Here is a 17,967-nt window from a genome sequence, read left to right as displayed (position 1 = left end):
TCAAACGGCGTTCAACTCGCTTCACGGACCCGTGTTGTCAGCGCGGCCGCGGCCGGTTCATCCTGTCGCTCGACGGCGGGCTTCGGTCTCGGACCAGACCAGGGCGCGCTCTTGAACCAGCCGACCACGAGTGCGGTGGCGAGGATCAGCGCGAAGCCGATAAGGTTGAGCAGCGCCACCGCCGCCTCGCTGCGCCCGGCCATGTCGGCGACGGTGCCCAGCAGCCGCGCCAGCACGACGCTGGCGAGGAAGGCCGCGAGCGATTGCCGGCCGATCAGGATGAGGAGATGGCCAGCGCCGCGGTCGAGCCGGTCGCGCCAGGGCTCGATCAGGCTCAGAACGAGATAGGCGAGCGCCAGGAAATGCAGCACCCGCAGGATATGCAGATCGGTCTTCTCGCTGACGGGGATGATCAGGTCGCGGGTGGCCTGCGCCAGCGGCCAGTGCTCGAGGATGCCCCAGAATGACAGGGGCACCGAAACGAGGATGAAGAGCCCGGCTGCGAGCATCAGGCGCCGGTCGCCGAGCCGCGGCACCGGCAGCCAGCTCATGCCGATGAAGAAGCCGATGAAGAAGATCAGCTGCCAGGCGAAGGGATTGAGGAACCAGCCGGCATCGTTCCAGGGGTTGCCAGGCAGGTTGAGCCCCCGCCCCCAGACTGCGGCGTAGAGCCCGACCGCGATCAGGAATGGCAATGCGACGTGCAGGCGCCGCGCCAGCATCATCACCGGCACCAGCGCCAGGATGACGAGATACATCGGCAGGATGTCGAGATAATCCGGCTGCCAGGTCAGCGTGGCGAGACCGAGCAGCGCGCGCTCCGGATCGGCCAGCAGCGGCGCGAATTGTTGCGCGAGGACGGTGAGGCCGAAGCTCCGGTCCAGCAGCGCGGCGAGTGCGATCAGCGCGAGGACGAGGCCGATCTGCGCCCAGTAGACCTGCCAGATCCGGTAGGCGATGCGCGCCGTCCCCAGCCAGAGACCGCGCCTTGTGAAGACTCCGCCAAAGGCGAGCGCGCTGGCGAGGCCCGAGCAGAAGACGAAGAGCTCGGCGCCCGAGGAGAAGCCGAAGCGCGCCGGGATCCAGGCGTTCCAGCTGTTCGCGGGCAGATGCGCGACGAAGATGATCAGCATGGTCAGCCCGCGGAAAAGATCGAGCCGCTCGTCGCGCGGCCGCTTCGCCGTCGCGGCAGGGAGCGCTGCCATCAGAAGGCTCCCTCATAGCTGGAAGCATCGATGCGGCAGGCCAGCAGCGTAAAGCCATCGCGCCTGAAGGCCGCCTCAGCCTCATGCGCGAGGGTCTCGCGATCATCGATCGTCACGCCGTGTCCGCCCATCGCGCGAGCGATGCCGGCGAAATCGGTCTCGCCGATATCGACGCCGGAACGCGCCAGGCCGAGCTGGCGCTGCTTCAGCGCGATCAGCCCGAGCGCCTTGTCGGCGAGCACGACGATGATCACCGGCAGGCGCAGGTCGCGCAGGGTCGCCAGCTCGCCGAGCACCATCTCCAGCCCGGCATCGCCGACGAAGCAGAGGGTCGGGCGACCGGAGCCGAGGGCGGCACCCGTCGCCAGCGGCAGGGCGCAGCCCATGGTGCAGAGCCCGCTCGATTGCAGCAGGGTGCGCGGCCCGTCGCAGCTCCAGATCTGGCTGAGGAGGATGCGGTGCGCGCCGGAATCGGCGGTGGCGACTGTGCCGGCCGGAGCGATCTTGCGCAGGGTTTCGAAGACGGCATGCGGCCCCCATTCGGCGGGGGCGGCGAAGGCGGTGCGGAAGGCCCGTCGGATCGCGGCCGGCTCGCCTTCCGGCCAGGTCGCCTTCGCTGGAAGCCCGTCCGCCAGCCGTGCGAGGATCGTGCCGACATCGCCTTCGAGCAGCAGGCTGGACGCATGCATGCCGTGCGGAACCGGTTCGGCGACGATGTCGATGACCGGCTTGCCGGCCGGCCAGGGACTGCGCCAGCCCTGGCGCATCTCGATCGGATCGTAGCCGGCGAGCACGATCAGGTCGGCCGCCTCGATCAGTGGCCGTACGATCGCGTCGGCCCTGGGCGAGAGGCCGATGGCACCGATCACGCGCGGATCGCCTTCCAGCACCAGCCCCTTCGCCTTGTAGCTGGTGAGCAGCGGTGCACCGGTCGTGGCCAGGAAGCGATCGAGCGCGGCCCCGCCCCCCTCGTTGACGAGGTCGAGCCCGGCGATGACCAGCGGTCTCTGGGCTGCGGCGAGCAGCGCCTGCGCCGGCCGTAGGTCGGCGGGGACAGAGGGCGCGGCGAACACTATCGCGGGCGCGGAGCGCCGGGCCGTGAGGGCTTCGGCGACGGAGATCGGCAGGTCGATATGGACCGGCCCCGGCCGACCGCGCCGGGCGATGGCGACGGCCTTGGCCACCACGAGGTCCTCGGTACCGGGGGCGATACGGAAGCTCGCCTTGACCAGCGGGCGCAGCACCGCCTGATGGTCGAAGACCTGATGCGTATAGCTCTCGGCCAAAGCCTGATCGACACAGCCGGTGACGAAGATCAGCGGCACCCGGTCCTGCTGCGCATTGGCGACAACGTTGACCGCATTGGCGACGCCCGGGCCGAGCGTCGCGACCAGCACGGGCAGCGCGCCGGTCGCATGCCAGAGCCCTTCGGCCATGAAGCCGGCGGCGTTCTCGTGCCGGGCGAGCTCGAAACGGATGCCGGCGCGCCCGAGCGCGTCAACCAACGCCAGTACTTCGCCGCCGGGGATGCCGAAAGCGTGGGTGGCGCCGGCAGCGGCCAGTTGCGCGGCCAGGAGATCGGCGCCCGTGACGGGTTGCCCGAGGCCGGAGCCCGCCGGCTCCGCCGCTATCCGTTCATGGCGCATCGTCTCTCTCCGCTTCGCCGCCGCGGCAGCCATGCGAGAGAGATCGTGCGGGAGGCCGGTTTGGTTACAGGATCACGGAGACGTGAGCGGGCGATGTGCTGTGGAGAGAGGTTCGCCTGCCGGCATCATCAGCCGCCAGGCGCGCTCGACCCAGGCCGGATCGGCCCCGTGGCCGCCGGCATGCAGGCAAAGCTCCAGCCTCGCCTCGCCGCCGCAGCCGGAGGCGACGCGACAGGTGAGATCCTGTACTCCGGAAGGGCTGCGGGCGGTTTCGGCCCAGGGCGCCGTGCAGCCGCCCGGCGCGAGGATCGCGAAGCTCCTGAAGACATCGCCCTGCCGCGCTCCGGAGCGCAACGTGCGGCCGGCGAGCGGCACCGTCGTATCGCTCGTGCCATGGACATGGATCAACGGCGGGCGCGGACCGTCGCAGCGCTCCGGCAAGGGCTCCCAGAAGGCGCCGGCGATCGGCGCGAAGGCGGCGAACCGCGCCGGCATCCGGCAGGCGAGATACCAGACCATCGAGCCGCCCTGCGAGAAGCCGCTCGCCAAGATGCGGCGATGATCGACGGGAAAACGCGCCGCGACATCGTCCAGCACCTGCCCGATGAAGGCGAACTCGTCGCGATGGCGCGCCGGTGAGCCGGGATAGGACCAGCTGTGCCCGGCGCCATCGGGCGCGATCAGCGCGACGCCGAGGCGCCGGGCGACCGCAAGCAGGGCTGGATCGGCGATCACCTCCTCAGCCGAGCCCTGATAGCCGTGGAAATACATGATCGCCCCGAACGGCCGTCCCTTGACTGCCTGCGGCGGCAGGACGATGCGATAGCTTCCGCTCGCCACGATGCAGCCCGCATCACTGGGACAGGCATCTCCGGATTGCGGCCGGATGGGCTCTTGGGCGCCGGCCGATGCGACAGTGATCAAGCCGGCCAGCGCGCCTGCGAGCCATCGCCTTCTGGCCATCTGCGTCTCCCGGAGAGCAAGGGCTCGTGCACCCTCGCGCGAGCGTAACGGACGAGTGCAAGCGCTTCACCATCCCCTCGCAGGCTTGTGAGCCCGCCCCTGCCATGCGACGGACACGCAGATTATTCCCCGTGCGAGAAGCGCAAGGCGTGTCGCTGCAAGAGCTTGAAACCCGGCTCCGACCGATCTTCCTCGCGGCCCTTGCCGGCGATGCCGCAGCCTATCGCCTGTTCCTCGACACGATCAGCGTGCGGCTGCGGGGCTATCTCAAGCAGATGCTGGCGCGCGCCGGCCGAAGCGAGGCGAGCGAGGCCGAGGATGTGCTGCAGGAAACCCTGCTGGCGCTGCATCTGTCGCGCCACACCTATGACGCAGCGAGCCCGGTGACCGCCTGGGCGCATGCGATCGCGCGCTACAAGCTCGTCGATCATCTGCGCCGCTCCGGCCGCCATGTCGCCAATCTGCCGCTGGAGGACGAGGCCTATCAGCTCGCCGCACCGACCGAGGGTGCGGCCTCAGAGGCGAGGCTCGATCTGGAGCGCGCCATGGCCGCCCTGCCGGAGCGCACGCGCGCCCTGATCGACAGGGTCAAGCTTCAGGGAACGAGCGTCGCCGAGGCTGCGCAGGCGGCTGGCATGACCGAAAACGCCGCCAAGGTCGCGATCCATCGCGGATTGCAGGCCATGGCCAAGTTCCTCTCCCGGCGCGGGGAGCGGCCGGGATGACCGAGGCAGCGCGTAACCTTTCGACGATCCCGAGCGAATTCCCTGCCGAATGGACCAGAGAACCATGCAGACCAATGAGCTGATCGCGGTGATGACCGCGGGCCACCGCCCGGTGGATACTGGCTGGCTGCGCCGGGCCACCTGGCTCTGCGCGCTGGCGGCGCTGGCGCTCACCGCCCTGCTCGTCCTGATCGTCCTGGGTGCTCGCCCGGATCTTGCTGGCGCCTGGTCGACGCCCCCCGTGATCGCCAAGGCGCTGCTCGGCGCCAGCGTCGCCGGCATCGCGCTCGTGCTGTTCCAGCGCAGCCTGCGCCCGGGGCTGAAGCCAGGCAGAAAGCTGCCGCTGGTTGCTCTCCCGGTCGCACTCATCGCTCTCTGGGCGCTAGCCGCACTCTTCCAAGCGCCTGTCGCGGATTGGAGCGCGCTGATCTTCGGCCGCTACTGGCGCGCCTGCCTCGTCGCGGTGCCGCTCTACGCGCTGGTTCCGCTTGTCGTCCTCTTCGGATTGGCGCGTCGCGGCGCACCGGTCGACGGCAGGCTGACGGGAGCCTGCGCCGGCCTCGCCTCGGCCGGGCTTGCGACCCTTGCCTACAGCCTGCATTGCCCGGATGACACGGTGCCGTTCCTGGCGACCTGGTACACGATCGCGATCGCGGCGGTCACCGGAATCGGCGCGCTGATCTTCCCGCGGCTTTTGCGCTGGTAGAGGAAGCGGTCGGCCACGAGAGGTCGCTCGGCCGGATCGACGACGTGGGCCGCCCTTCGACGAGGGCGCGGATTCTGCTCGGAGAGTTGGGCAAATGGTGCGCAAGAGGGAGTCGAATAATTCACTCAGTTGATTGATATCGTTGTACTATCTTTCATCTGATTTTGGCGAAGGCCAACAATAAGGCCAACAATTCACACGACTGTTCGCGGCAGTCAGCGAAAACATTGGCGATGCGCTACCTTGCCCGATCGCGACGCTAGGTCGCAGCTAGATAGGGCGGCAGCTTCGTCGGCACATCGCTCATCAGGATCAGTTCGCACTCGACCGTTTCGCCTGTGTCCTTCAACAATGCAAGTTCGCCCGCCGGAACGGACGTATCCCAGGCGAAGCTGTCGGACATGAGCGCCAGCACACTGCGCTTGTAAGCGGTGTCGAGATTGTCGAGTTGGTCGCCCTTCGTCTCCAGCACGGTGATATGGGCGGCGCCGTCGCCGCGCTGCACGGCGAAAATGAAGTCCGGATAGATCCGATGCCGCTTCCAGCCTTGGATCGAATATTGCTGGCGCGCGACATTCCGGTGCCACCAGGTCAACGCCTTTTCGCCGTCGAGATGCACCGCGACGTTGCGCTCATCGCCGTTGAAATCGCCGCGATATACTGGCGCGAAGAGGCTCCGTTCCACCGGCTTGTAGTGATTGTCGAGCAAGGGCGGCGCGGTGTCAGGCTGCGTCGTCTCAACTGTGAACGGCATGCGCCAATTGCGGCCGTCGAGACGCAGGCGGAATTGGACGCGCCCGTCCTTGACGCCGTCGCGGAACAGCGCCTCAGCGCGCTTGTCGCGCTCCGCTTCAAGGCCACGCCGCAGCTCTTGGATGATGACGCTCGCGGCCCGCCCGACCTTTGCGGCACTGAAGCCTCTCGCCGTCAGCCGCTCCAAAGCCCGGCCCACTATGTCACGGCCCACGAAGGGATTTTGGACGATGTCGCTGATCATGCGCACGGCGTAGGTGGGATCGAACCGCAAGGCTTCCGCGTTTGGCGCAACCGCTTCGGCTGCGATCGGCTCTTCCTCGGCATCCGCTAGCGAAATGCGCTGCAACTGCGCCTCCGCCTCCTGCACGTTCTCGGGCACGGCATCGACGATCGCCGTCGGATCGAAGCCGCGCCAGTCGATTGCGGAGAGAATGTCGCCCTCATAGTCAAGGTCGCGCGGCCCATCGCCCTCGACCAGCAGCACCTTGGGCAGATAGATTTCGGTGCTCTTGAAGGCCGCCCGCCGCTCTATCGGGCGGGAAACATTGGGTGGCGCGCCGGCATCGGACGCGGCGAGCTTCACGACGAGATCGCCGAGGCCGTCGTTCTCCAGCCCCTTCTTGATCGCGCCGACGGCATCGCCGGTCTTGGCGTGATGCGTGATGACATGGCACTCGTCGAGCGCCGGAATGCCGGTCTTCAGCGCCCCCGGCTGACGCAGGATGCGGCCGACCAGCTGCGTCAAGGCGGAGATATTGCTTTGCGCGGCCAACGCGCACAACACATACGCGAACGGGCAATCCCAGCCTTCCTGAAGCGCCGATTTGGTGATGATCGCCCGCACGCGGTTCGTCGGCGAAAGCAGGTCTAGGTTTTCCGGCTGGTTGAGATCGTTGGTCTCAGCCGTCTTCACCGCGATTTCCGCATCGTCGAAACCAGCCGTCTTCAGCCAGTCGCGCACATCTTCGGCATGGATGAAGCCCGCGCCGCGCTGCTCCTTGCCGGTGCGCTCAACCTGAATGAGCGCAATCGGCCGGATATACCGGTTCGTCTCCGCCCGCAGCGTCGCCGCATGCTTATCGAGTTCGGCGAGCTTCAGGACAGCCGCGTTGAGCGTCGCCTTCCAGTCATCGCCCTGGCGCGGGTCCAAGTTGAGCGGCATCTTGATCATGCCCTCCCGATCCAGCTCCTTGCCCGTCACTTCGACCAGCACATTCTGAAAGCGCGCCGGCGCCGGATTCTTGCCGCCCTTGGCTTCAATGTCCTTCGGCGTCGCCGTCAGCTCCAGCACGAAGCAGGGATTGAACCCGTAGAGGGTTTTGAAGGCGAGTTCGGACGTGGCGCGATGACCTTCGTCCATGACGACGACAGGCCGGATGATGCGCAGGGCGTTGCCGAGCGAGTCCTTCACCATCGGAAAGAAATCGTCATAGGCGTCGAGGTTGGGCATGGCAGCAATCAGTGCCTTGTGCCTGTCCTGCTCGGCCTCCGGCGGCGCGAAGCCGTGCACGTCGCCCCTGTCCCTGAAGATGCGCAGCGTGTCGTTGGTTTCGCGGTTGGCCGATTGCAGCATCAGGAGCATGACGCAGAGCTGCTCCTCGACGTCCCGCGCGTCGAGCCGGTCGCCCTTTTCCATGATCCGGACGCGGTTTGCCGCCGCGCGATCCAGCATCTGCCGATAAGGGTGCTGCCGGTCGGCGAGATGCTTCAGTGTCTGCGCATAGATCGCCTCATTGGGCACGATCCACAGCACGAAGCCGGTGTTGCGGTGGAGATAGCGCCCGAAGACACGCGACACTGCCTGCACGGCCAGCAGCGTTTTGCCGCCCCCAGTCGGCACCTTCAAGACGGCGTTGGGCACAGCGCGACCGATACCGTCGGAGCGCGGCGAATAGGGAATGAGGAAGCGCGATACCGGCAGCTTGCCAGCCTTCCGCAACACCTCCCATGTCTCAGCCGGGAAATCCGGCACCGGCAGCTTCAGTTGGGGCCTTTCGGCAGCCAGTTTCGCGATGGCGTCGGCATTCGCCTTTTCTGCCTTCAAGGCATCCAAATAGGCGTCGACCGTGGTAAGCACCCGGTCTTGATAGTCGAGCTGGCGCAGCACCAGTCAGCTCCGCTCGATGCGGTAGAGTGCGAAGGGCAGCGGCACGAATTCGACCGGCACGCCGTTCTCGGCCAGCACCTTCTGGCTGACGAAACGCGCCGGGGCGAAGACGAGATGCTTCGCCTGCGGGTCCTTCGCCGCGAACCCCTTGGCACGCGACAGCGTCAGCGCCGCCTCGGGCGATTTCAGCCAATCGAGATCAGGCTTGTAGATCAGCCAGAGATGCTGACCGTTGGCGGCGCCGAGATAGCCCTCCGCCTCCGCCATCCCGGCCGGATCGAAGGCACGGTTGGTAGCCATGTGGAAGAGCGCCGACCCCAGACCTTCGAACGAAGGCAGCGTTTCGCCGGAAAGGATTTTGTCCAGTTCCACCGGCGGTCCCAGAATGCAGTAGGTGAAGCTGCCACCGAGCCCTTCCGTTCGCTCGGCAATGGCTTTCTCGCCGGTGACGACCAGCTCGCCGTCTCTGATGTCCTTCTTGATCCGATCGTATTCATGGCCATGCAGGTTTTCGATGGCCTGCACCTTGTGGACCAGCGCATCGGCTTTTTCGATCGTGCGCCAACTCAGGCTTTCGCGCAGCAGTTCGGTTTTCTGCGTTCCCTTGAAAGCATAACCGTTGATGACGCGGCGGACGCGTTCGGCAGTGACAGTATCTGCATGACCCTCCATCTCAACTAAGATAAAGCGCCGGGTTCCACCATCCCTTTCATTCGCGGCCAGAACGGCGTGCGCTGTCGTTCCTGATCCCGCAAATGAGTCAAGAATTATGCCATGCGGAGGGCTTGCAAGCTCCAAGATCCTATCTAGCAGATGTCGAGGTTTTGGGGTTTCAAACGGCTTCTCGCCATCGAAGATTTCCTTTAATTCAGCTCCTGCGTTTCTCGTACTGCCCGCAAACGTATATGGCCACCACGTCTGATTAACGACACCCGGCTTTGCTTCCTTCAGAAATTTCTTTTCCATCGGAAAGTCCGCGTCGCCGTTCTGACCCCACCAGATGCGGTTGTCCTTTTCCAGCCACTGCATCTTATTTGGCGGGCGCCGCCAACTACTTCCCTTAGGGGGAAATACTTTCCGGCCAGCCTTGTTTTGAATCGAATAGTAATCGCGATCCCTGTGTTCCGCGCGCGTTAACGGAGCGGCTAGCCAATCTCCCCGCCGATCTTTATCAGGGTTCGTGTAATTTGCTATCTGATCTTCATTTCTTTCTAGTAATTCCGGTAAGAAATCCTTGCTTTTCCTGAATGCGATAATATGGTTATGAGTCTGAGCAACACCAGAACTATTGTTTCCGGGAGTGTCTTTAGATTGCCAGACAAAATTGGCTATAAAATTTTCATCTCCAAATATCTCGTCCAGCATTAATTTCAATCTATGCGATTCATTATCATCAATTGTTACCCATATACTTCCATCATCCGCAAGAAGATCGTGCAATAGCCGCAATCTCGGCCATAGCATTGCGCACCACTTATCGTGACGTAGCCCATCCTCAATGCCGATCGGGTTAGCCGCCAACCATTCCTTGATCAACGGCGAATTGACGTTGTCATTATAGCTCCAGCCTTCATTGCCGGTGTTGTAGGGCGGGTCGATGAAGATGCAGTCGACCTTGCCGGCGTAGAGCGGCAGCAGCGCCTTCAGCCCGTGCAGATTGTCGCCATGGATGATCAGGTTGCCGTCGAGCGCGACCGGCCCGATGCCTTTTTCCGGATGCGGAACAAGCGGCCGGAAGGGCACGGCGAGATGATGGTTGTAGACGAATTCCTTGCCCTTGAACGACAGTTCGGTCACGCCCCGGCACTCCGCAAATCAGCCCCGACCAGACATAGCATTGAACGGAAGCTCCGGCACAAGCGCCGGTTGACCGCCTCGGTGCCGCCTCGCAGATTAGGCGGCGGGAATAGGCGGGAATGGCGGCGAAACCTCATCGGCTGACGGTGGCACGGAAGGACTGGCTCAACGCCATCGCCTTTGGCGCAACGCATTTCAAAGCCTATCCACACCAACTCGTTACGCTGGAAAGCGAAGGCCGCAGCCTGCTTTTCGTTACCCGCAATGGCGAGTTTCCTCTAGCAGCCACCGGCAACTGGCCAAGCCTGGTCAAGATTCGCGCATCCGAGCTGCGCCGCCGGCCATGGGATTTCCTTCCCGACGCCCCACTGATTCTGACATTCGACGGCGCGCGCATCACGATCGGCACGGCCGATCGCACCGTCGCAGTGCCGGCCAAGTCGGCCTGAAGGATGCGGCACTCCCATCAGCGCCGACGTTCACGAAGCGCGGCGCTGCCAAATCTCTGCCGCCGCCTTCACGATCTGATCGTCCGACATTCCGCCAGTGTTGCGAGTCCCGCCAGCGCGCAGCCCGGCGAAGATTTCGGCCTGACGACGGCCGGGCACCTCACCGTAATGGGTGAAGGTCGTGTCGAGTTTCTCGTGACCGAGATTCTGGCTCCAGGCCTTGTGCTGCTCCAGGGTGGTGCAGACTTCATGCTGGTAGGCTGCCAGTGTCTTCCGGAACGAATGCGGGTTGTAATAGGGCAAGCCGGCGGCAGCGAAGGCTTGGCGGAAGATGCGCCGGATCGGCTCAGCTGATGCCCAGCCCTGACGGCACAGGCCGGCTGGGCAGAAGCCGCCATCCGCCCCGATCCCTATCTCGGTCGCCGGGAACAGCGGATCGTCCGGCCCGAACAGTAGCGCTGCCTGCAAATGAGCCATCCAGTCGGCAACGATCGCTTCGAGATCGCCGCCGACCGGGAAGAACCAGGTCGTATAGGTCTTGCTGAACTTGGTCCGCACGCCGTCGCGCGGCTCATGCGCGACCGTCCGCGCCGTGAGGTCGACATGCTTCAGCCGGAAGCTGGCGATGGCGTTGTCGCGTGCGCCGCTCACCATGGCGAAGGCGATCAGCGCCCGATCGCGCTTTTGGATATCGGTGTCGGCCGGCATCTCGCCCACGACGCGCAGAACCATGGCGATACTCGGTGCCTGCCGCTCGCGCTTGGCCGTCGCGATCCGGGCGTCCTTGGTCGAGGGATTGAAATACTCGACATCGCCATAACTCAGGCGGCGGTAGCCCTGCCTGCCGACAAGCCAGTGAAAGAACGCCTTTACGGCCATCAACCGGGCATGGATCGTCGCCGTCGCCAGCGGCGCCTTGGTCTCGGGGTTTCGCAGCTCGGAAAGCTGGCGCTTGAAGGCCCGCGCCTGCTCGATATGGAACAGGGCGAAGTCCTTGTGCCCGATCAACGCTTCGAAGGCGGCGATGGCGGCCATCGCCTGATCCTGCGTCGCCCGCGACCGGCCCTGCGCTTCGGCGAGATAGATCAGGTAGTCGCGCTTGGTGCGCTCGTTTTTCGGGTTGCGCTTTCGCATCGGTGTTCCTTTCGCCGGGAATGCGACATTCAGACAGGGCACGCTTCACTCACCTATGCGTGCGGGAGCCTGCCTGATCGCCACGTCCAGAACGGCGCGAAGTTCGCCGAGTCTCGCAAGCGACACGCGCTTGTGCATCGGCCCCAGGCATTCGCAGCACAGGGCGTGCAGGTTGCCGGTGGAGCCGGGGCCTACATGCAGGTCCGCCATTCCGCCGGCCGGCTCGCGCGGCTGCCGACATGTGAAGCAGTAGCATTCGGACAGCCGGCACTTCTGCTTCGGTGCTTTGCGTGCCGCTTGGAAGGCGGCCACGTCCGCGCCATGCACCAGATGCGGCTTCTTCTCCGCCATGACCGGCAACCCGGCCTTGATCCAGCGTTCCACCGTGCCCCGGCACTTGTGAAGCGCGAACGCGAGTTCGGCGATGGTGTAGGATCGGTGCTTGCTGACGCCGCGCAGCGCGAAGCCGCGACGGGACATTGCTCAGCGCCCTTTCGGCGACGTCGCAGCGGCCGCGAGACAGTTGATATAGCGCTGCACCTCGCTGGCGCGGACGAAGGTGCGGCGGCCGTTGCGGATGACGATGAGCCGGCCGGCGGTGACCTCGGCATAGCCCTTGGTGCGGCCCATGCCGGCCATGGCGAAAGCGTCGGCGACAGGGATCAGGCGGTCAATTTCTTGCATGATGGGCTCCGTTCGTGTCCGCATGAGCATCGGCGGACATGAACGGAGCGATGCACCAGACCAGCTATTGCCGGAACCGTTTGACGAAGAATGACGCCATTTGACGGAAAACGGCGTGCTTTGACGATGATCTAGTCGGGCTTACGCAATGCGCGCTCAATCGTCTTGTTCGAAAATGTGCGGCCAAGACTGTGGGTTCGCGCCCAATCGTTGATCTTCTCATTCCGAGTTTTGTTCGTCATTCCGATAGGGACACCGTCCGGCCAGAGATACTTAACGGCCCGGCGCACCGCTCGCTCACCGGTGGTCCCCTGCCCGTCGTCAATGGCAACCTCAGCGGAGCGTTTGACCGACTTGTTTGGCGGCAGTGCCGCAATGTCGGTCGAATTAACGGTCACGTTCTCAAACGTCGTTTCATGAGGCCAGCCGGGCTCCGACCGACCCAACTCCAGAGCGCTGCGCGGTAGGTCGAACCACACACCCTGTTCCCCGAGGATGTAAGACAGCGGCGTGGAACCGCCGTCGGCATCAAAAATGACTGGCAAGGCGCGAAACCATCGCGCCTCCAGCAGCTCCGGCGCCCTTCCCTTTTTCGAGCCGAAAGCACCGAGCGAACCAACCGCGATTCTGTCTAGCAAGCTGGCGGCGGTCGTCTTCAGCCTCTCCACCATAGCCTTTTCAAGGCAATCGGTAGGCGGCTCTTCTCCGCCCCACGCGAGCCACGCCGCTGCGGCCGGTATCGCCATTGGACCGGGAGCGACTGTCATTCGCTCGGTCGCATCAGAAATGAACCTCCGCACGATGTCGGAGGCCCAAGGCATAGCTACGGGCGCATAATCTCGGTGCAGGCTCGCGATATCGGGATACTCGTTCGCCAACCATCTGAGAAAACCGAGCCGTTCGACGGTGACGTTTTCCCAGTGTTGCTGGCGCCGCGTTCCTGCCGCGATGCCGCCGATTGTTGGATTATGGACCGGGATGGGTCCGAAAACTCTCATCTCGACGAAGTAGCTCGACGGAATGTCCCGTATGTCCGTCGCGTCGCCGCCGCAGGGAACGCCACGAAATTTGACCCGCTCTTCAAGACCGGCGCGGGTGAGCGCCATATTGAATCGATCGATGACGGGATCGCCGTAGTTGCTCGTGCCCGGTGGCTGGTGCGCTAGGAGTGCCCCCTTGCGTCGCCACTGGCCATCTTCGGCACTCGGCACCACGAATTCCCTCAAAGCCATATTCGAGGGATGCAGCGCCCATCCGTCCTGTACGAAGCTCAGAACAACTTCAAGCGGCAGCCATGGCGCGAATGGCAAAGAAGCGAGCCGACCATGTTCCTCGCCTAGCATGCGTCTTTCCCGCTTAGGACCGTCTTGCGGTCGTGCAGGCCACTCCCGCAAGATATCATCTCGGGCGACGGTTACGTCGTCCCATCTTGGCCCATGAGAACCTTCCCGCAGGTGTTCCGGCGAATCGAGTTGATCTTGAAAAGGTAGAAGGTCCTGCCACCGATAGGCAGGGATTGGCTCGCGCGCGCCATTTTGACGGCCCGATGCAATCAGGCGGCGTTCTTGGAGCGCGCGCCACAATGCGCGCTTAGCTTCTGGCGCCGTCATTCCGCCGGCGGGCGGGAGCGACTGCGCGACTTCCAGGTTATTCTCCAACAGCAATCGGCCGATTGTGGCAGGCCTCAAATTTCTCAACTGCCAACTTTTGCCGATAACGTATCCATTCAGCCGCCCGTTCTTCGGTAACCCAACGTTCGGTTGGCAATACCAGTGCTCGTCAGCCGCCCTGAAATTTGCCTTCTGCCTCGCCGTCTTTTTCCAGTCACGTGACATCATCCAGGCCATCGCCATCGGCAGAGACCAGTATGCGTCATCGCGAGGGTCGAACTTTGAGATGTCCGACCGGTTAGCAAGCGGCCCGCAATTCAGGGTAGCGGCCAGCCCCTCGGCTGCATCTGCTTCAAGCAAGCCCAACAATGCTGCGTGCAGCAATGCATCCCTGATTGCTCCCGACGCCCCGATATTCGGCGTGCCGACCCGATCAGAAGCGATGTCCGTTTGCCATTCCTCATACAGCTCGCCGCGATGGGGTATTGCCGCCGCGATCTTGCCCAGCGCTTCCAAGACATCCGTGTCGCCGCGAGTCAAAGACCTCTCCTAGCTTCACCTTCCGCCGGGAGAATAACCTACATTGCATCCTGCCAATCCGCAGCCAAGAGGATGCGATTTCTCAAGCCAACCGGGACACTGCCGATGCATGCGGTGAGGCCCGAAGTCGAAGCAAAGAGCGCGCGGCAATCTCCTGCTGGGCTTGCCTAGCTCGATGCATTTCCAATAGCTGTTTGCAGGGACAATGCTGAGAGGGGAACATGAAGCCTTATACGCGGTCGATCATCGAGCTATTTGATGGTAAGAAGCGATTTCTGATCCCACTTTATCAGCGTCAGTATGCTTGGAAGCCTACCCCTCAGCTTGATTTGCTGTGGGAGGACATCGAGCGGGCGGTCTCTCGGCTTATGGAGGACCGCTCTACCCTCACTCCACATTTCATGGGTGCCATCGTTATCGCCCAGATAAAGACATTTGGGAAACAGGTTCAGGCCTTCGAAATTATCGACGGACAACAGCGGCTGACTACGTTCCAGTTGCTTCTCGCGGCACTTCGAGACGTCGCTAAGTCTCATGGCTCCAAATACAAATTCGAGGTCGAGAAGTACCTCCTTAACGACGGCGTAATGGAGAGCCCCAGCGTCGAGCGGTTTAAGCTCTGGCCGTCGATCACGGACAGGCGATCGTTCGTCTCCATAGTCGACCCCGCGACGGACCTCGACGCAATCGCGTCGCGCCCGAACGACGAAGACGGTGTGGTCAGGCGATCCGTCGCCGCTCACGCTTACTTCAAAGATCGCATCGAACAGCACGTGACCGAACACGGCGAATTCGAGGAGCAACGCCTAGAAATCCTGTTCGAGGCATTGAAGGAGGGGTTGGCCGCTGTATCGATCGAACTGGAAAGCGGAGACGATCCCCAAACAATCTTCGAGACGCTCAACAGTCGGGGTGTAGACCTCACTCCGGGCGACTTGATGCGCAACTTCATTTTCCAACGGGCAAAGGGGCTCGGCCAAACTGATCATTCCCTTGTCGTAGACAAACTCTACGAGAAGCACTGGCTTCCGCTCGATCGGGCGTTCTGGAGCCAACCCGCATCCCGGGGTCGACAGACCCGCACCCGCCTCGACTGGATGCTCACGGACCACCTTGCGATGCATATCGGCGGCCTAGTGTCGGTCGAGGGGCTCTTTGAGAGCTATCGCCGATGGATTCTGACTGATCGCCCGTTTCTAAACGTTACGACGGAACTTGAGTCTATCTCGGCCACCGCGACTATTGAGAAGCGCCTATTCGATCAAGGCGCGAACGATCCAATCGGCAACTTCGGGCGTTTCGCGGACGCGTTTGACGTGTCGACCGTGATGCCACTGGTCATCTACCTCGCCAACGAGCCCAGCGTGGCCTCCGAGATCGACCGAGCCCTTGAGGTTCTGGAAAGCTATATTCTCCGCCGCGACATCTGCGGCCTGACGAACAAGAACTACAACAGGCTCTTTGTGGGTCTAATCGATCGTCTTCGTCAGGTCGAGGGCGACAAGATCGATGAGATGACGGCATATCTTACCACTCGTGTATCCGACATCGACAGGTGGCCGAGGGACGAGGAGTGGCGAAATGCATGGCTCGACCGCGATCAATATAAGGGTGCTCGACAGCCTCGACTCCGATACCTTTTTGAAGCGATCGAGATGGCCAAGCGTTCGGCACTGAATGAAGACATAGAAATCAAATCTGCGCTGTCGATCGAGCACATCATGCCCCAACGCTGGCATGAATCTTGGCCAATTCCGGGCTTCGAACATTTCGATGATGACGATACCAACATCGATTATCTGACCCGGCGAGCGGAACGCCATGCGGCCATCGATAAGCTTGGCAACTTGACGCTCCTCACAGGCGCGCTGAATTCGACGGTGTCGAACGGCCCCTACTCGGTGAAGATGCCTGCGGTGCGATCCCACTCCAGCCTCGCGCTGAACCGTGATCTGAACGAGTTCGATAGCTGGGACGAGGAAGCAATAGCTGCGCGCGGACTATCTCTTTTTCAGACTGCTAGCCGCATCTGGATGGCTCCTGCGCTGCAGGCCGATCGAGAAAACGAAAGGCCCACTGATGGACGGGGCCTTCCGGTGGACGGAACCGCTTGCCGATTCACCTATGCCGGCCGCCGATATGAAGGACGGATCGAGAATAGCGGACTTGTCGTGGAGGGCGTCGACCGGCATTTCGCATCACTTTCCGCAGCATCCCGATTTATCACGCGGACGCATCGTAACGGCTGGAATGACTGGTACTTTCAGGATGACATGGGCGGCTGGCTACTAGCGGATGCATGGCGTTCATCCGGCCATCAATGAACCAGATGGTTGTCGCTGCTGTTGAGCACTCTAGTCGGCCGCAAGCTTTGTCGCTGCTGTGCCTCCGCCGGCTTTCGGCTCGAAGGACAACACCTTCGCGCCATCCCGCCACGCGTCGATCTGATCGGCCCACCACTGCGCCATCGCCACCCGCTCATGCCAGTGCTCGCCGCGTGCATAGGCGCGCCGCACCGCGTCCGGGTCCTGATGCGCCAGCGCTCGCTCGATCGCGTCGGCAGAGAATTTGCCGCTCTCGTTCAGGAGAGTCGAGGCGGTAGCGCGGAAGCCGTGCGAGGACATCTCGTCCTGCGCGAAACCCATGCGGCGCAGGGCGCCATTCAAAGTGTTCTCCGAAATCGGCCGCTGCTCCACCTTCCGCCCCTGGCCTCCACTGATGCCATAACCGGGGAAAGCAAGGCGGCCTGCGCCGGTGATCGCCTGAAGTTCCTTCAGGATAGCGAGGGCTTGCTGCGGCAGCGGCACCCGATGTTCGCGTCGCATCTTCGCGCGAGCCGCAGGAATCGTCCAAACGGCCTTGTCGAGGTCGAATTCCCGCCATTCCGCCATGCGCAACTCGCTGGGACGGGGAAAGAGATAGGCCATCAGCTTAAGCGCGGCATTCGTCGATGGCTGCCCCTGAAACCCGCCGATCGCCCGCATTAAGCCACCGAGCTGCGCAGGATCAGTGATTGCGGCCCGATGCTTCACCACTGGCGCCGACAGCGCCCCACGAAGGGCGAAAGTCGGATCGTTCTCAGCCCGCGCAGTCGCTATGGCGTAGCGGAACACCTCGCCGATAACTGCGCGAAGGCGCTTGGCGGTTTCGAGCCGGCCCTTGCCCTCCACCTTACGCAAGGCCGACAAAACTTCCGCTGCCGTGACCTCCGCGACCGGCCGGTCACCAATGGCGGCGTTGGCCAGCCCGTGCAGCCATTCGAGCTTCGCAAGCGTGTTGGCCGCTTTGCCTTCCCGCCGCTTCTTGTCCAGCAGCTCGGCCGCGACCTTGGCAAAGGTCTGGCCCTGCGCCTCCAGCGCCTGCGCCTTGTCCACCTGCTTCTGTATCGAGGGGTCCCGGCCGGCTATCAAATGAGCCTTGGCTTCCTGGCGCTTGCCCCGCGCCTCAGACAGACCGATGGCGGGATAGGGGCCGATTGCCAGCTTCTTCTGCTTCCCGGCGAAACGATATGCCAACCGCCACAGCTTCGCGCCGTTGGGCATCAACCAGAGTTGGAGCCCGCCGCCATCTGACAGCTTCTGCACTGTGGCGGCCGGCTTGGCGGCACGGATTACGACATCGGACAGCGGCATGTGTTGGCCTCGC

At 63.3% G+C, this 17,967-nt stretch carries 14 protein-coding genes; 4 read left to right on the top strand and 10 right to left on the bottom strand.

Going from position 1 to position 17,967, the window contains the following annotated elements; genetic code table 11:
• Positions 1-11: 11 nt before the first annotated feature.
• From AC3WLC_RS11430 to AC3WLC_RS11420, 3 genes are all read right to left on the bottom strand, one after another.
• The gene (locus tag AC3WLC_RS11430; RefSeq protein ID WP_493684045.1) at positions 12-1,205 is read right to left on the bottom strand and encodes an OpgC family protein; all 1,194 of its coding nucleotides are present in this window, start codon (positions 1,203-1,205) and stop codon (positions 12-14) included.
• Positions 1,205-2,851 (bottom strand): thiamine pyrophosphate-binding protein, encoded by a 1,647-nt coding sequence (locus AC3WLC_RS11425; RefSeq protein WP_493684044.1) that lies wholly within the window; start codon positions 2,849-2,851, stop codon positions 1,205-1,207. The genes AC3WLC_RS11430 and AC3WLC_RS11425 overlap by 1 nt, the downstream gene beginning before the upstream one ends.
• Positions 2,852-2,923: 72 nt before the next feature.
• Positions 2,924-3,814, bottom strand: a complete 891-nt coding sequence (locus AC3WLC_RS11420) for a CE1 family esterase (RefSeq protein WP_493684043.1) — start codon at positions 3,812-3,814, stop codon at positions 2,924-2,926.
• Positions 3,815-3,963: 149 nt separating this feature from the next.
• On the opposite strand from AC3WLC_RS11420, the gene AC3WLC_RS11415 reads away from it, so the two are divergent.
• Together AC3WLC_RS11415 and AC3WLC_RS11410 are read left to right on the top strand one after the other, a co-directional pair.
• Positions 3,964-4,539 (top strand): sigma-70 family RNA polymerase sigma factor, encoded by a 576-nt coding sequence (locus tag AC3WLC_RS11415; RefSeq protein WP_493684041.1) that lies wholly within the window; start codon positions 3,964-3,966, stop codon positions 4,537-4,539.
• 64 nt (positions 4,540-4,603) lie between these two features.
• Positions 4,604-5,245, top strand: coding sequence for an NrsF family protein (locus AC3WLC_RS11410; RefSeq protein ID WP_493684040.1), 642 nt, complete (start codon positions 4,604-4,606; stop codon positions 5,243-5,245).
• 259 nt (positions 5,246-5,504) lie between these two features.
• Here AC3WLC_RS11410 and AC3WLC_RS11405 read toward each other — a convergent pair whose 3' ends face one another.
• Together AC3WLC_RS11405 and AC3WLC_RS11400 are read right to left on the bottom strand one after the other, a co-directional pair.
• Positions 5,505-8,108 carry a DEAD/DEAH box helicase gene (locus AC3WLC_RS11405; RefSeq protein WP_493684039.1) on the bottom strand — a complete coding sequence of 868 codons (2,604 nt, stop codon included), beginning with the start codon at positions 8,106-8,108 and terminating at the stop codon, positions 5,505-5,507.
• A gap of 3 nt (positions 8,109-8,111) precedes the next feature.
• Entirely contained in the window at positions 8,112-9,905 is a 1,794-nt protein-coding gene (locus AC3WLC_RS11400) for a site-specific DNA-methyltransferase (RefSeq protein ID WP_493684038.1), read from the bottom strand.
• Between the two features lie 119 nt (positions 9,906-10,024).
• Between AC3WLC_RS11400 and AC3WLC_RS11395 the strand changes: the two genes are divergently transcribed.
• On the top strand, positions 10,025-10,354 hold the full coding sequence (locus AC3WLC_RS11395; protein WP_493684037.1) for a hypothetical protein: 330 nt from the start codon (positions 10,025-10,027) through the stop codon (positions 10,352-10,354).
• A 30-nt stretch (positions 10,355-10,384) separates the two neighbouring features.
• Here AC3WLC_RS11395 and AC3WLC_RS11390 read toward each other — a convergent pair whose 3' ends face one another.
• From AC3WLC_RS11390 to AC3WLC_RS11375, 4 genes are all read right to left on the bottom strand, one after another.
• On the bottom strand, positions 10,385-11,488 hold the full coding sequence (locus tag AC3WLC_RS11390; protein WP_493684036.1) for a site-specific integrase: 1,104 nt from the start codon (positions 11,486-11,488) through the stop codon (positions 10,385-10,387).
• 45 nt (positions 11,489-11,533) lie between these two features.
• Entirely contained in the window at positions 11,534-11,968 is a 435-nt protein-coding gene (locus tag AC3WLC_RS11385) for a helix-turn-helix domain-containing protein (protein WP_493684035.1), read from the bottom strand.
• 3 nt (positions 11,969-11,971) lie between these two features.
• Complete coding sequence (locus AC3WLC_RS11380; protein WP_493684034.1) at positions 11,972-12,172, bottom strand: hypothetical protein; 201 nt, start codon at positions 12,170-12,172, stop codon at positions 11,972-11,974.
• A 131-nt stretch (positions 12,173-12,303) separates the two neighbouring features.
• The gene (locus tag AC3WLC_RS11375; protein WP_493684033.1) at positions 12,304-14,322 is read right to left on the bottom strand and encodes a hypothetical protein; all 2,019 of its coding nucleotides are present in this window, start codon (positions 14,320-14,322) and stop codon (positions 12,304-12,306) included.
• A 221-nt stretch (positions 14,323-14,543) separates the two neighbouring features.
• On the opposite strand from AC3WLC_RS11375, the gene AC3WLC_RS11370 reads away from it, so the two are divergent.
• Positions 14,544-16,646, top strand: coding sequence for a DUF262 domain-containing protein (locus tag AC3WLC_RS11370; protein WP_493684032.1), 2,103 nt, complete (start codon positions 14,544-14,546; stop codon positions 16,644-16,646).
• 30 nt (positions 16,647-16,676) lie between these two features.
• Here the strand turns inward: AC3WLC_RS11370 and AC3WLC_RS11365 are convergent, their stop codons facing one another.
• Positions 16,677-17,954, bottom strand: a complete 1,278-nt coding sequence (locus AC3WLC_RS11365) for a tyrosine-type recombinase/integrase (RefSeq protein ID WP_493684031.1) — start codon at positions 17,952-17,954, stop codon at positions 16,677-16,679.
• Positions 17,955-17,967 lie beyond the last annotated feature (13 nt).

It is taken from the genome of Allobosea sp. GW821-FHT03A12, from assembly GCF_058986765.1.
The sequence above is the reverse complement of the archived record's forward strand: the minus strand, read 5'-3'. Positions and strand labels throughout refer to the sequence as shown.